Source organism: Microbacterium meiriae (assembly GCF_040686935.1).
Lineage (GTDB): Bacteria > Actinomycetota > Actinomycetes > Actinomycetales > Microbacteriaceae > Microbacterium > Microbacterium meiriae.
Genome location: NZ_JBFBMF010000003.1, coordinates 254,668 through 267,476 on the forward strand (window position 1 = coordinate 254,668; position 12,809 = coordinate 267,476).

Sequence of the window (12,809 nt, forward strand, 5' to 3'; positions counted from 1 at the left end):
CCCGGGTTCCCCCGGCGTGCCCGGAAACTCCGAACGACTCCATCCCCCACTCCAGGAAGGCATCCGCCATGACCGCTCAGCACCCCGTGAAGACCCTGCGTCTCGGACTCTTCGAGAACGCCCAGGCGAACGACTCCGGCACCGCGACCTGGCGCCACCCCGACAATCGGCGCTACCTCTTCGACAAGCTCGACTACTGGCGCGACACCGCGCGCCTGGTCGAGAACGCGGGCTTCGACTTCCTCTTCCTCGCCGACGCGTGGGGCTGGGCCGACGTCGCCGGTGAGCGGCCGGAGATCTGCTCCGTCGAGGGCCTGGATCTGCCGCGGCTCGACCCGGCGATCATCCTCGCCGCCCTCATCCCGGAGACCACCCGCCTGGGCCTGGTCGCCACCGGATCGACCCTGCTCGAGCCGCCGTACTCCTTCGCCCGACGCCTGGCCACTCTCGACATCCTGTCCGGGGGCAGGATCGGCTGGAACGTCGTCACCACCGGCACCGCCGACACCGCGGTGCAGGGCTTCGGCGTGCCGATGGTGGGACACGACGAGCGCTATCTGATGGCGGACGACTTCATGCAGGTCGTCTACAAGCTGTGGGAGGGGGCCTGGGAGGAAGGGGCGCTGGAGCGCGACAAGTCCGGTCGCTTCGCCGACCCGGCCAAGGTCCACCGCATCGCGCACGACGGGCCCTACTTCCGCTCGCACGGCTACGGCAACACGCAGCGCTCGCCGCAGGGCACGCCGGTGCTGTTCCAGGCCGGGGCGTCGCCCGCCGGTCGCGAGTTCGGCGGCAAGCACGGCGAGGCGATCTTCGTCGGGAGCGGCTCGGTCGAGCAGCTCCGCACGCATTCCTCGGCGATCCGCGAGGAGGCGGTGAAGAACGGCCGTGCGGCGCACGAGGTGAAGATCATGTCGGCGTTCGCCGCGGTCGTCGGCAGCACCGAGGAGGAGGCCCGCCGCGCCTACGCGGAGGTCGCCGATGCGCAGAATCCCGAGGTCACCGTCGCCTCCTACGCCTGGTTCACCGGTCTCGACCTGTCGTCGTACGACCCGAGCACGCCGATGTCCGAGCTCCGCACCGAACTCTCGCAGACGCAGGTCGCGCGCTTCGCCGACAAGACGGTGGGCGATGTCCTGGGCGACTGGCACGCGCACGGCGTGGGCGCCCGCCCGATCGTGGGCACGCCGGAGCAGGTGGCGGACCGGATGATGGAGCTCGCCGACGGCGCCGACCTCGACGGCTTCCTCTTCGCTCCGGTGATCCCGCCGGCCTCGACCGCCGACTTCATCGAGCACGTCTTGCCGATCCTCAAGGAGCGCGGGGCGATCGCCGACCCCGCAGCCGAGCCGGAGTCGCTGCGGGAACGGCTGATGGGCACCCCGACGCCCGCGCTCGCCGACTCCCACATCGGGTCGTCGTTCCGGCGGACGATGGCCCGTGTCTGACAGCCTCGCCGGCGTCGCCGTCGTGGGGAGCGCGAACCTCGACCTCGTGGTCGAGGTGTCGCGTCCTCCCCGCGTCGGTGAGACGCTGCTCGGCCGGGCCGGAGGCCGCTTCCCCGGTGGCAAGGGTCTGAACCAGGCTGTCGCCGCGGCCCGCGCGGGAGCCGTGACCACGTTCTGCGGCGTCGTCGGAGCGGACGAGGCCGGCGCCGTTCTGGAGGCGGCGGTGACGGAGGCGGGAGTGGACGCCGCGCTCCGCCGCTCCGCGTCCGCGCCGACCGGGGTCGCGCACGTGCTGGCCTTCGACGACGGCGACAACAGCATCCTCGTGGCGGCGGGGGCGAACGGCGAGCTCACTCCGGAAGACGCCGTGGCCGGGACCGTCGGGGCGGCCGTGATGCTCACTCAGCTCGAGGTGCCCTTCGCCGCGGTCGCCGCCGCCCTGGCCGCCGCACATGCCTCCGGGACCCTCACGATCCTCAACGCCGCCCCCGCGCACCCCGCCGCCGTCGACCTGCTGCCGGAGGTGGACGTGCTGGTCGTGAACGAGACGGAGTGCGCGGAACTCGGCGGCGTCGAGCGGCTCCTCGGCGCCGGCGCCGGGGCGGTCGTGCTCACGGAGGGGGCCGCCGGTGTGACGCTGCATCGGCCAGGGCGCCCCGGCGTGCACGTGCCGGCCTTCCGCATCGACGCCGTCGACACGACGGGAGCCGGGGATGCCTTCTGCGGCGCCCTCGCTGCGGGGCTCGCCCAGGGTCACGACATCGAGCACGCTCTCGTCCGTGCCTGTGCCGCGGGGGCGATCGTCGCCCGTCACCGTGGGGCGACCACTCCGGCGCTGTCCGTCACCGCTCTGGAGGCTCTGGTAGCGCGGCGCTGAGTCCGCGCTGGGCGCGGCGGTATCAGCGCGTAGGGGTGGTCTCCGCCGTCTCGCCGGCGAATGTGTACGCTCCGGCACGCAGCCGCTCCAGCAGCGTCAGGAGCCACTCCTTCTCGGCGGTGAGTCGGGCGGTGGAGAGGTCGAAGATCTCGCGCACGTACTCCGGGGTCGTCTCCGAGCGCAGGGTGTCCTGCACGTCGAAGCCGTTCTGCGTGATGATCGCGTCGCTCTTGATGAGCCGGTGCTCGAGGCCGGCGATGACCTCCTGCCGGCTGAGGACGAACATGAACGAGGCCACGGTCATGATCGCCTGGGTGTCGAAGGCCGCGACGTTCCAGAGGTTCTCGCGCAGCATGCGCTGCAGCTCCACCTCGCCGGCCGGGGTGATGCGGTAGGTGGTGCGCGCGGGGCGCTTGCCCTCCGTCTCGGTGCCGCTCTCCGCCACGTAGCCGTCGACTTCGAGCGCGCGGAGGGCGTTGTAGATCGAACCGGGCTGGATGTGCGCCCACTCGTCGACGTGCCAGGTCATGAGCTCGCGGCGCAGGAAGTAGCCGTGCACCGGTTGGAACTGCTTGACGGCACCGAGGACGACGAGGCGGGTGGTCGACATGCGCTTCATGCTAACGGCTCAGTGCGGTGGAACCTGTTGTTTGCATGGTCAAAAATGCATATAATCCAAACTAGTCAAAGTTGACTACCGAAAGGACTTCGTGATGACCACTGCCGTGACCGACGCCCTGCCGCGGGATCGCGCTCTCCGTCGCGCCTTCTCCGTCTACCCGACCGGTGTGGTCGCGCTGGCCGCGCACGTCGAGGACCGCGCCGTCGGTATGGCGGTCAACTCCTTCACCTCGATCTCGCTGGAGCCCGCCCTCGTCGCCGTCAGCGCCGCGCGCACCTCGAAGACGTGGCCCGTGTTGCGCGCCGTCCCCGAACTGGGGATGAGTGTCCTCGCGGCGCACCATGAGCCGCTCAGCCGCTCCCTGTCCGCGCGCGAAGGCGACCGGTTCGGCGGCCATGCGTGGCATCGCTCGGAGGGTGGGGCCGTGCTGATCGACGACGCCGCGCTCTGGCTCACGTGCCGGCTGCACAGCACGTTCGACGGTGGCGACCACGAGATCGCGCTCTACGAGATCCAGGATGTGACGCTCTTCGACGGCGTCGAGCCGCTCGTGTTCCACCAGAGCCGTTACCGTGCCATCTCGCCCGCCGGAGACGTGTGAGCGGACCGGCGCCCCGGGTGCTCTCCGGTCTGGTCGTCCCCGGCGACGGTCGCGGTCGGCTGCTCGGCTTCCCGACCGCGAATCTCGCCCTGTCCGAGCGGCTGCTGCCCGACGATGGGATCTATGCGGCGTGGGCGCTGTTGCCCGGCGACGACCGGCGGTGGGAGGCGACGGCGAGCATCGGCGTCAATCCGACGTTCTGCGGCGACCGGGCGCGGCGTCTCGAGGTGCACCTCCACGACATCGACCGCGACCTCTACGGGCAGCTGCTGTCGGTCGAGCTCGTCGCGCAGCTCCGGCCGACGCTCCGTTTCGATGGGGTCGAGGAGCTCGTCGCCCGGACCGCCGCGGATGTCGCGGCCTCGCGGCGGCTTCTCGCCGCGGAGCGGCGCACGTTCGCGAGGCGCTGACTACGCCGCGTTCCAGCGGAGTCGCGGCAGTGTGGGGAACTCGGTGAGGATCGCCGCCGCGTCGGTCACGGGGAAGAGCGTGACCGGGAGCGGGGGGAGCCTCGGCGATGGTGCGACCGCGTAGGCCAGGGCCGCCGGCCCCTCCGACGCGCTCAGAAAGACCCGACTCTCGCGGCCGGCGACGGCGACCGTGGATCCGTGCAGGCCTGCGGACAGGGCGGCGGCCGCGGCGGTCGCTCGGGCCAGGAGTGTCGGACCGGGGAGCCAGGGGAGGAAGGCGTCCTCGGGGAGTCCGCAGGCGACAGGCAGCGCCGGGGTCAGCCAGCGGTCGCTCTTGAGGCCGTAGGGGGTGGGCTCCCGCGAGAGCAGGTAGCCGTAGCAGTGCAGGAGCCCGGCGTTACCGACCGGCCAGGTCGCCGGCAGGCCCGCGCGCCGGTGGAGTTCGTCGAACAGGGCGGGCGCGATGACGCCCGTGCCGGTGTTCTCGTCGACGGCGGTCGACCGGCCCCACGCGGCGAAGCGCCTCGCATCGCGATCAGCCCGGAGTGAGGCATCGAGCCAGGGCAACGCGTCGATCGCGCTCTGCGCGGCGACCGGGGTGCTGGTCGCGGCGCGGTCGGCGGCGTGCATGAGGGCAGCGAGTTCGGACACGGCGTTCACCATACGGGAACGACGTGGACGGAGTGTTCACGCGGCGTTCATGCGCTGTGGGCGTTCCGTCCATGTCGTTTGCCCATGCTGGACGGAGCGTCCGCACGGAAGGAACCCCGTGACCACCATCCTCCTCTTCGACTTCGACGGCACGATCGCGCTCGGCGACGGCCCTGTCCTCGCCTACGCCCGACATGTGGCCACCGCGCTGGGCGCGTCGGAGCGGTTCGTCGACGACGTCCGCGTCGCGCTCGCCGTCGCGGGCCCCGACGCCGTCGACGGGTACGACGTCGTCCGCCGCGCGGCGGACAGCTTCGGCGCCGACGGTGCCGTGCTCAGCGCGGCCTACCTGGCGAGCCGCGCCCAGCTCGCCACGGCTGCGGCTCCGGTCACGGTCCCGAGCGGCCTGGTCGAGTTCCTTCGGACCGCCGGCCCCGTAGCGGAGCGCGTGCTGGTGACCAACGCCCCCGCCGTGCGTCTTCCGGAGGCTCTGGAGCACCTCGGGCTCGCGGGACTGTTCGACCGCATCGTGACCGATGCCCGCAAGCCCGCCGGGATGGAGGAGGTCCTCGACGCGCTGCCGCCCGATGCCCGCATCCTGAGCATCGGCGACATGTGGCGAAACGATCTCGCTCCCGCACACGCCCGCGGCCACGCCACCGCGCTGATCGGCGGCTTCGCCGACCCGGCAGCGACCCCGACCTTCCGCGCGGCCGACTTCGCCACTCTCGCACCGCAGCTCGAGGCTTGGCTGCGGGCCACCGACTCCTCCGTTCCGTCCACTTCACACCCCCTCACCACCGAAGGATGATCATGCGTACCTCCCCCTTCCGCCGCCCGGTTCTCGGTCTCGCCGCCGCCGGTGCCCTGCTGACCGTCGCGCTCGCCGGGTGCTCCGGCACCGCTGCCGGGTCCGACCCGTCCGCCGCCCCCGCCGAGGATCCGGACTCCCTCGTCCTCGCCCTCGTCCCGTCGCAGGACCAGGACGGCCTCGTGGAGACAGCCGCCCCGCTGACCGACTACCTCACGGAGGAGCTCGGGATCGAGGTGACCGGTGTCGTCTCGAAGGACTACCAGGCCGCGGTCGAGGCGATGGGCGCGGGGCAGGCGCAGATCGGCTTCCTGCCGTCGCTGCAGCTCTGGCAGGCGAACGACATGTACGACGCGTCCGTCGTGTTGCAGACCGAGCGCAACGGCAACATCACCTACCCGGCGCAGTTCATGACGAACAACCCCGACAAGTACTGCGAGGACGAGCCGGTCGCGCGTGACGGGATGCTCTTCTGCAACGGCGCCGACGCCATGACCGGACCCGCCGGTCTCGACAGCATCGACAAGGTGGAGGGCGCGAAGGTCGCCGTCCTCGGCCCGGGGTCCCCCGCCGGTTACATCTACCCGATCCTCGCGCTCCAGGAGGCGGGCCTGGACACGGACGCGGACATCGAGCAGATCCCGGTGACTGCGAACGACGCGTCCGTGCTGGCCGTCTACAACGGCGACGCGGAGGTGGGCTTCAGCTTCTGGGACGCCCGCACGATCGTGCAGAAGGACACCCCGGACGTGGGGGAGAAGGTCGTCGTCTTCGCCATGACCGAGGAGATCCCGAACGACGGCGTCGCTCTGTCTGCCGACCTGTCCCCGGAGCTGCAGGAGCGCATCACGACCGCGCTCGAGGAGTTCTCGAACACGGAGGAGGGCTCGACGATCCTGGAGAGCATCTACTCGATCACCAAGCTCGCACCGGCCGACCCCGCGTCGCTCGACGTCGTCGCCCGGGCCGCCGAGGCCCTGGGGCTGCAGTAAATTGTCCGCTCCGCATCACCCGGTGGACGCCGCGGCTCCGGCCGCGGCGTCCACGCCGTGGAACATCCGTCTCGACGATGTGACGGTGCGCTATCCGAACGGCACGATCGGGTTGAACCGCGTCTCACTGGACATCGCCGCGGGCGAGATGGTCGCCGTCGTCGGGCTCTCCGGCTCGGGGAAGTCGACTCTCATCCGCACGATCAACGGCCTGGTGCCGGTCACGTCCGGCACCCTCGACGTCGGCGGGCATCGCGTCAGCGGCGCCTCCCCGCGCACGCTGCGCCGGCTCCGGGGGGACATCGGCATGGTCTTCCAGGGCTTCAACCTCGCCGGTCGCGCCAGCGTGCTGCACAAGGTGCTCGTCGGGCGTCTCGCCCACACGCCGCTGTGGCGCACACTCCTCGGTGCCTATCCTGAGGTTGACCGGCAGCGCGCGTACCACGCGCTCGACCGGGTCGGGATCCTGCCCAAGCTGCACGCGCGGGCCTCCGATCTCTCCGGCGGCCAGCAGCAGCGCGTCGCGATCGCCCGCGCTCTGGCGCAGGAGCCTCGCGTCGTCCTGGCGGACGAGCCGGTGGCGAGCCTCGACCCGCCCACGGCGCACGGCGTGATGAACGACCTGCGGCGCATCAACCGCGATCTCGGCATCACGGTGCTCGTCAACCTCCACCTGCTCGACCTCGCCCGTGAATACGGCGCCCGGATGATCGGCATGCGCGCGGGCGAGATCGTCTACGACGGCCCCGCCGCCGGTGCCTCGGACGCGGACTTCGAGGGCATCTACGGCCGGTCGCTCACCTCGGACGATCGGCTGGACGCGTGACCCCCGTCGTCGACCAGGACACCGCGGTGGCACCGCTCGACGTGCCCGCGCGCCCACCCGGTGCCTGGAAGGGCGCCGCTGTCCTGGCGGGTGTGGTCGCCGTGACGGTCGTGATGTGTCTGCCCGGTGTCGGCATCGGAGTCGACCTCGACGCGATCGCGCGCAACTGGCAGAACGGCGCCGACAAGGTGCTGAAGCTGCTGGTGCCCGACTGGTCGTTCTTCCCGCGCACGGTCCCGCCGCTGATCGAGACCTTGCAGATGGCGGTCATCGCCACCGCCCTGGGCGCCGCCGTGTCCTTGCCCCTGAGCTTCTGGGCGGCGCGGGCGACGAACCCGAACACGGGCGCGAGACTGGTCGTGCGCGGGGTCCTCAACGTCGTGCGCAGTGTTCCCGACCTGCTGTACGCCGCCATCCTCGTGGCGATGGTGGGCGTCGGTGCCCTTCCCGGGATCCTGGCGCTGGTCCTGTTCAACATCGGCATCATCGTCAAGCTCGTCTCCGAGGCCATCGACACGAACGACCGCGGGCCCCTCGAGGCCGGCCGGGCCGTGGGCGCGACGCAGATGCAGATCAACCGGACGCTCGCCCTTCCGGACGCCTGGCCCGCCTTCGCGAACCAGACCCTCTACGTCTTCGAGCTCAACGTGCGCGCATCGACCGTGCTCGGACTCGTCGGCGCGGGCGGGATGGGGCTGCTCATCGACGCCGTCCGCACGTTCTACCGCTACGACCAGCTCTCGCTCATCATCCTCGAGATCCTCATCGTGGTGATCGTGATCGACGTGGTCTCCGACGCCGTCCGGCGGAGGCTCGTATGACCGCGCCCCTCACCGCCGTCCCCGCCCGGCCTCGGCGCCCCTGGCTCCTCGTCGGATGGGGCCTCGTGACCGCCGTGATCGTGCTGGCCTTCTGGTCGATCGACATCTCCTGGGCGCGCCTCGCCGATCTCCCGGCGGAGATCGTCCGCTACACCGTACTCATGTTCGGCGACCCGAACTGGGAGAGGCTCCCCGAGGCCCTGTGGCAGACCTGGCGGAGCATCGAGATGGCCTGGGTCGGCACAGTGCTCGGCATCCTCCTCGCGACACCCCTGAGCCTGCTGGCCGCTCGCGGCTTCGGACCGGTCTGGCTGCGCAATCTGCTTCGCGGGCTGTTCTCTCTCATCCGCGCGGTCCCGGAGATCATCATCGCGATCGTGATCCTCTCGGTGACAGGGCTCACGCCCTTCACGGGAGCCCTGGCGCTCGCACTCAACGGCATCGGCACCCTCGGCAAATGGGGCTATGAGGCCGTCGAAGCCGTGCCCCGTGGCCCCATCGAGGCGGCACACGCGGCCGGCGGCAGCACTCTCCAGGTGCTGCGATGGGGAGTGTGGCCACAGGCGGAACCGGCGTTCTGGTCGTTCTGGCTCTTCCGCTTCGAGATCAACGTGCGCTCGTCGGCCGTCCTCGGCCTCATCGGCGTCGGCGGCATCGGTGACATGCTCACCTCCTACACCCAGTACCGTGAGTGGTCGACGGTGGGTGTCCTGCTCATCGTGGTTGTCGCGGTGACGATGCTGATCGACGCGGTATCCGGCGCGATCCGCCGCCGGATCATGGAGGGAGCCCGAGCCCGTGTTCGCCCCTAGCGCTCCGCCGACCGTGCGCATCGCCGCGGTCCGCAACACCTTGCAGCCCGCGGAGCGGCGGGTGGCCGAGCTCATCCTGGACTCCGCCGACGCCGTCGTGGAGTGGACAGCGCAGGAGCTCGCTGACCGGGCGGGTGTCGGCCGCGCCACCGTCGTCCGCGCGTGCCAGGGCTTCGGCTACCGCGGCTACCCGCAGCTCCGGGTCGCGTTGGCCGCCGAGCTCGGCGGGGGGAGCGGTGACGCTGCGGTCGATCACGGGCCGGGTGTGCTGGGGCGGATGCGCGGTGAGATCGACCGTGTCGCGGCGTCCCTCCCCGTGCTGGCGAGTCTCCTGGACCCGGCGACCGTCGACGCGGCAGTCGGCGCGACCGCTTCCGCGCGACGTGTGCTGGTCCTGGCGAACGGTCTCTCGTCGCCGATCGCGAGCGATCTGGCGATGCGGCTCACGGCGGCAGGGCGACCGGCGGAGTTCATCGCCGACGCCATCGCCCAGCAGATCGCGGCTCGGCATCTCACGGAGCAGGACGTGTGCGTCATCGTCAGTGGTTCCGGAGCCAATGAGGCGAGCCTGCGTGTCGCGACCGCCGCCGCCCGAGGCGGTGCGACGGTGGTCGCACTCACCTCGTTCGCGTCCTCCGCGCTGACCGACGCGGCCTCCCTGTCGCTCGTCATCACCCCGGCCGGGGTGAGCTTCCGCGAAGAGCTGCAGCACGCCTCCCGCGTCGCCTTCCTCGTGTTCGCCGAGGTCTTCGCGGCCGCGGTCACCTCCGCCCGCGGCGACGCCGCCGTCCAGGCTCGGGCACACGCCCTCGAAGTGGTCTCCGACAACCTCGACGGCTGAGGGGCCGCGGTTCCGGCTGCACGACCTCGGTCCGCGGGCATGACCTTGCGGGCCGATCCGTCGTGCAGGCGTCGCGCGGTCGTGCAGGCGACGCGGGGGGGACGGAAGGGGCCGGGTCAGTCGCGGGCGGTCTGCAGGAGGGCCCACACCTCGGCCCGGGCGGGGAAGGTCGTGAGGTCGACCCCGAGGAGGGCGCCGGCATGGGAGACCCGGGAGCGGAGGGTGTGCCGATGGATGCCGAGGGCGGCCGCGGCCTGCTCGGCCCGCGTGTCGTGGTCGAGCCAGGTCCGCAGCGCGTGTTCGAGCGCGGTGCCGTGGGCGGCGTCGTGTTCCCGGAGCGGAGCGAGCCGCGACTCCGCGACGAGCCGGGCCTCATCCGTCGCCAGCGCCGTGAGCAGGCTGGATCCGACCGTGTCGGCGTACCGGACGGCGCCGCTCGTGCCCGGCTGTCGGAGAGCGATGAGCGCCTGGGCGTGCGCGCGGGAGAAGGCGTCGTACCCCTCCGGGGCCGAGACGCCGACGCGGGCGCTGAAGCGCGAGGCCGCGTCGTCGAGGAGAGCCTCGTCGGCCGCGGACACGCAGATGACCACGCCGTCCTCGGAGTCCGCGAGGAAGGCGGGCGTCCCGTGCTCGACCCGTCGGCGCTCCCACCAATCGAGGAGAGGCTCGGCCGGGGCATCCCCGGTCACCGCCACCACCACGGGGGCGGGCGGAAGGCTGCCGAGGACACGGCGCGCGAGGCCGGGGTCGTCGCTCAGGAGCGAGCGCAGCAGCTGCGTGTGCAGCCGGCGTCGGCCGCGGGCGAGCTGCTCGCTCTGCTCACGCGCCAGTCCCGCCATCGCGATGACCGAGGTGACGACGGCCCTGGCCTCCTGGTCGAGGGCGTCGGCCGCTACGGCGAGGACGCCGCGCAGGTGCCCGCCCCGCCCCACCGTGAAGAGCATGAAGGTGTGCGCATCGAGGGTGAGGGACTGCCCCGCTTCGAGTCCGCGGTCGAGGATCTCCTGAACCCGGGTCCCGAGCCCTTCCCGGACAGTCGCCGAGAGGGCGTCGCGGGGGTGGGCGACGATCAGGTCGCCGGCCGCGTCGAACATGCCCGCCCAGGCGCCGAGTCGACGGCCGAGTTCGGTGATGATCGCCTCGAGCCCGCGCGGCCGGAGGGCGGCGAGGGCGAGGGCGCGCTGGGTGTCCAGCGCCCAGGTGCGCCGGGCGTAGGCCTGCGCCGCGATCGCCTCGGAGTGCGCGCGGGCCACGGCGATGAACGGCGTGCGGTACGGCACCTCGAACAGCGGAATGCCCTGGTCGGCGCACGACGCGATCAACTCTTCCGGTGTTCCCGAGCGATGCACGTCGGTCCCGAATCCGAGCCCCAGCACACCGCGCTCCGCCAGGCGGACGACGTAGGGGGCGATGGCCTCCGCGTCGTCGAACTGCGTGCCGGTGGTGAGGAGCACGAGGTCTTCCGCGAGGAAGGGCGTCGGGTCCGCGAGATCGGAGCTGTGCACCCAGCGCAGCGGCCGGTCGAGCGCGCCGTCCGGCAGATCCGCTGCGGTGGAGACGAGGCGCAGATCGAGGTCCCGGCGGCGCAGCAGGGCGGACAGCGTGGAGGGATCGGCGGGGGCCATACGATCTCCGGTTGTACGAGACGGCGAAATCAATTCTTCGATTGTACGACCCGGCGAATGCGGCCGTCTCCGCTGCCGCCGTACGCTCGCGGCATGGCTCTCCCCGACACCGCAGCACCCGCAGTCCCCCTCGGCGGCCCCGACCTCCCGCAGGAGCGTCGCCTCGTCACGGAACTCCCCGGCCCGCGGTCGGCCGAGGTCCTCGCCCGCAAGGCGGACGCGGTCGCCGCCGGTGTCGGTCACACCGTGCCGGTCGCCGCCGTCGCGGCCGGGGGAGGAGTGGTCGTCGACGCCGACGGCAACTCGCTCATCGACCTCGGCTCCGGCATCGCCGTGACCACGGTCGGCAACGCGCACCCGAAGGTCGCCGCCGCCGTGGCCGCGCAGGCGGCGCAGTTCACGCACACCTGCTTCATGATCTCGCCGTACGAGTCGTACGTCGGCGTCGCCGAGGCGCTCAACCGCGTCACCCCCGGCGACTTCGCCAAGAAGAGCGCCCTGTTCAACTCCGGCGCCGAGGCCGTCGAGAACGCGATCAAGATCGCCCGCAAGCACACCGGTCGTCAGGCCGTCGTCGCGTTCGACCACGGCTACCACGGCCGCACGAACCTCACCATGGCGCTGACCGCGAAGTCGATGCCGTACAAGAGCGGCTTCGGACCGTTCGCCCCCGAGGTGTACCGCGCGCCGATGTCGTACCCGTTCCGCGACGGGCTCGAGGGCGGCGAGGCCGCGGCCCGCGTGATCCTCCAGCTCGAGAAGCAGATCGGCGCCGACAACCTCGCCGCCGTCATCATCGAGCCGATCCAGGGTGAAGGGGGCTTCATCGTCCCCGCCGACGGCTTCCTCCCCGCGATCGTCGATTGGTGCCGCGCGAACGGCGTCGTCTTCATCGCCGACGAGGTGCAGACCGGGTTCGCCCGCACCGGACACATGTTCGCCAGCGAGATCTTCGGCATCGAGCCCGACCTCATCACCACCGCCAAGGGCATCGCGGGCGGGCTGCCGCTCGCCGCCGTGACCGGCCGCGCCGAGATCATGGACGCGTCGCACTCCGGTGGCCTCGGCGGCACCTACGGCGGCAACCCCATCGCGTGCGCCGCGGCGCTCGCGGCCATCGACGTGTTCGAGAACGACGGCGTCATCGAGCGTGCCCGCGAGATCGGCGAGATCCTCCTCGGCCGCCTCACCGCCCTCCAGGCCGAGGACGCCCGCATCGGCGACGTCCGCGGTCACGGTGCGATGGTCGCCGCCGAGTTCGTCGACCCGGAGACCAACGCTCCGGACGCCGCGCTCACGGCTGCTGTGGCCAAGGCGTGCATCGCCCAGGGCGTCATCGTCCTCACCTGCGGCACGTACGGCAACGTCATCCGCTTCCTCCCGCCGCTGTCCATCGGCGACGAGCTGCTGAATGAGGGCCTCGACGTCGTGGCTGAGGCGCTCGCCGGCGCCTGACACCCTGTCCGGTCGCG

At 71.7% G+C, this 12,809-nt stretch carries 14 protein-coding genes; 11 read left to right on the forward strand and 3 right to left on the reverse strand.

Annotated features, from left to right (window positions below):
* Window positions 1-68: 68 nt before the first annotated feature.
* Both AB0P08_RS11235 and AB0P08_RS11240 read left to right on the forward strand, forming a co-directional pair.
* Window positions 69-1,448 carry an NtaA/DmoA family FMN-dependent monooxygenase gene (locus AB0P08_RS11235; protein WP_363589922.1) on the forward strand — a complete coding sequence of 460 codons (1,380 nt, stop codon included), beginning with the start codon at window positions 69-71 and terminating at the stop codon, window positions 1,446-1,448.
* Complete coding sequence (locus AB0P08_RS11240; RefSeq protein WP_363589923.1) at window positions 1,441-2,325, forward strand: ribokinase; 885 nt, start codon at window positions 1,441-1,443, stop codon at window positions 2,323-2,325. The genes AB0P08_RS11235 and AB0P08_RS11240 overlap by 8 nt, the downstream gene beginning before the upstream one ends.
* A 22-nt stretch (window positions 2,326-2,347) precedes the next feature.
* Here the strand turns inward: AB0P08_RS11240 and AB0P08_RS11245 are convergent, their stop codons facing one another.
* Window positions 2,348-2,935 (reverse strand): PadR family transcriptional regulator, encoded by a 588-nt coding sequence (locus AB0P08_RS11245; protein ID WP_187662210.1) that lies wholly within the window; start codon window positions 2,933-2,935, stop codon window positions 2,348-2,350.
* 103 nt (window positions 2,936-3,038) lie between these two features.
* On the opposite strand from AB0P08_RS11245, the gene AB0P08_RS11250 reads away from it, so the two are divergent.
* Together AB0P08_RS11250 and AB0P08_RS11255 are read left to right on the forward strand one after the other, a co-directional pair.
* A complete protein-coding gene (locus tag AB0P08_RS11250) occupies window positions 3,039-3,548 on the forward strand; it encodes a flavin reductase family protein (RefSeq protein WP_187662209.1) in 510 nt (169 codons plus the stop codon).
* On the forward strand, window positions 3,545-3,958 hold the full coding sequence (locus tag AB0P08_RS11255) for a riboflavin kinase (protein WP_363589924.1): 414 nt from the start codon (window positions 3,545-3,547) through the stop codon (window positions 3,956-3,958). The genes AB0P08_RS11250 and AB0P08_RS11255 overlap by 4 nt, the downstream gene beginning before the upstream one ends.
* Here the strand turns inward: AB0P08_RS11255 and AB0P08_RS11260 are convergent, their stop codons facing one another.
* Window positions 3,959-4,609, reverse strand: a complete 651-nt coding sequence (locus AB0P08_RS11260) for an amino acid deaminase (RefSeq protein ID WP_363589925.1) — start codon at window positions 4,607-4,609, stop codon at window positions 3,959-3,961. It lies immediately after the preceding gene.
* A 118-nt stretch (window positions 4,610-4,727) separates the two neighbouring features.
* On the opposite strand from AB0P08_RS11260, the gene AB0P08_RS11265 reads away from it, so the two are divergent.
* From AB0P08_RS11265 to AB0P08_RS11290, 6 genes are read left to right on the forward strand one after another with little or no spacing between them, the layout of a single operon-like run.
* Complete coding sequence (locus AB0P08_RS11265; protein WP_363589926.1) at window positions 4,728-5,420, forward strand: HAD family hydrolase; 693 nt, start codon at window positions 4,728-4,730, stop codon at window positions 5,418-5,420.
* A gap of 2 nt (window positions 5,421-5,422) precedes the next feature.
* The gene (phnD, locus tag AB0P08_RS11270; RefSeq protein ID WP_268776681.1) at window positions 5,423-6,412 is read left to right on the forward strand and encodes a phosphate/phosphite/phosphonate ABC transporter substrate-binding protein; all 990 of its coding nucleotides are present in this window, start codon (window positions 5,423-5,425) and stop codon (window positions 6,410-6,412) included.
* Window positions 6,413-6,434: 22 nt separating this feature from the next.
* Window positions 6,435-7,238, forward strand: a complete 804-nt coding sequence (phnC, locus tag AB0P08_RS11275) for a phosphonate ABC transporter ATP-binding protein (RefSeq protein WP_363589927.1) — start codon at window positions 6,435-6,437, stop codon at window positions 7,236-7,238.
* Between the two features lie 26 nt (window positions 7,239-7,264).
* A complete protein-coding gene (gene phnE, locus AB0P08_RS11280) occupies window positions 7,265-8,059 on the forward strand; it encodes a phosphonate ABC transporter, permease protein PhnE (RefSeq protein ID WP_363590150.1) in 795 nt (264 codons plus the stop codon).
* Complete coding sequence (gene phnE / locus AB0P08_RS11285) at window positions 8,056-8,871, forward strand: phosphonate ABC transporter, permease protein PhnE (RefSeq protein WP_363589928.1); 816 nt, start codon at window positions 8,056-8,058, stop codon at window positions 8,869-8,871. Before phnE (AB0P08_RS11280) ends, phnE (AB0P08_RS11285) begins: the two co-directional genes overlap by 4 nt.
* Window positions 8,858-9,712, forward strand: coding sequence for a MurR/RpiR family transcriptional regulator (locus AB0P08_RS11290; RefSeq protein WP_363589929.1), 855 nt, complete (start codon window positions 8,858-8,860; stop codon window positions 9,710-9,712). The genes phnE (AB0P08_RS11285) and AB0P08_RS11290 overlap by 14 nt, the downstream gene beginning before the upstream one ends.
* Window positions 9,713-9,828: 116 nt before the next feature.
* Here the strand turns inward: AB0P08_RS11290 and AB0P08_RS11295 are convergent, their stop codons facing one another.
* Window positions 9,829-11,337, reverse strand: a complete 1,509-nt coding sequence (locus AB0P08_RS11295; RefSeq protein ID WP_363589930.1) for a PucR family transcriptional regulator — start codon at window positions 11,335-11,337, stop codon at window positions 9,829-9,831.
* A gap of 93 nt (window positions 11,338-11,430) precedes the next feature.
* Here AB0P08_RS11295 and gabT point away from each other — a divergent pair, with 93 nt between their 5' ends.
* A complete protein-coding gene (gene gabT / locus AB0P08_RS11300; RefSeq protein WP_363589931.1) occupies window positions 11,431-12,792 on the forward strand; it encodes a 4-aminobutyrate--2-oxoglutarate transaminase in 1,362 nt (453 codons plus the stop codon).
* Window positions 12,793-12,809: the final 17 nt, after the last annotated feature.

Coding starts and splice junctions, on each gene's coding strand:
- AB0P08_RS11235 (WP_363589922.1), top strand. CDS start 69: ATGACCGCTCAGCACCCCGTGAAGACCCTGCGTCTCGGACTCTTCGAG.
- AB0P08_RS11245 (WP_187662210.1), bottom strand. CDS start 2,935: ATGTCGACCACCCGCCTCGTCGTCCTCGGTGCCGTCAAGCAGTTCCAA.
- AB0P08_RS11250 (WP_187662209.1), top strand. CDS start 3,039: ATGACCACTGCCGTGACCGACGCCCTGCCGCGGGATCGCGCTCTCCGT.
- phnD (WP_268776681.1), top strand. CDS start 5,423: ATGCGTACCTCCCCCTTCCGCCGCCCGGTTCTCGGTCTCGCCGCCGCC.
- phnE (WP_363589928.1), top strand. CDS start 8,056: ATGACCGCGCCCCTCACCGCCGTCCCCGCCCGGCCTCGGCGCCCCTGG.
- AB0P08_RS11295 (WP_363589930.1), bottom strand. CDS start 11,337: ATGGCCCCCGCCGATCCCTCCACGCTGTCCGCCCTGCTGCGCCGCCGG.
- gabT (WP_363589931.1), top strand. CDS start 11,431: ATGGCTCTCCCCGACACCGCAGCACCCGCAGTCCCCCTCGGCGGCCCC.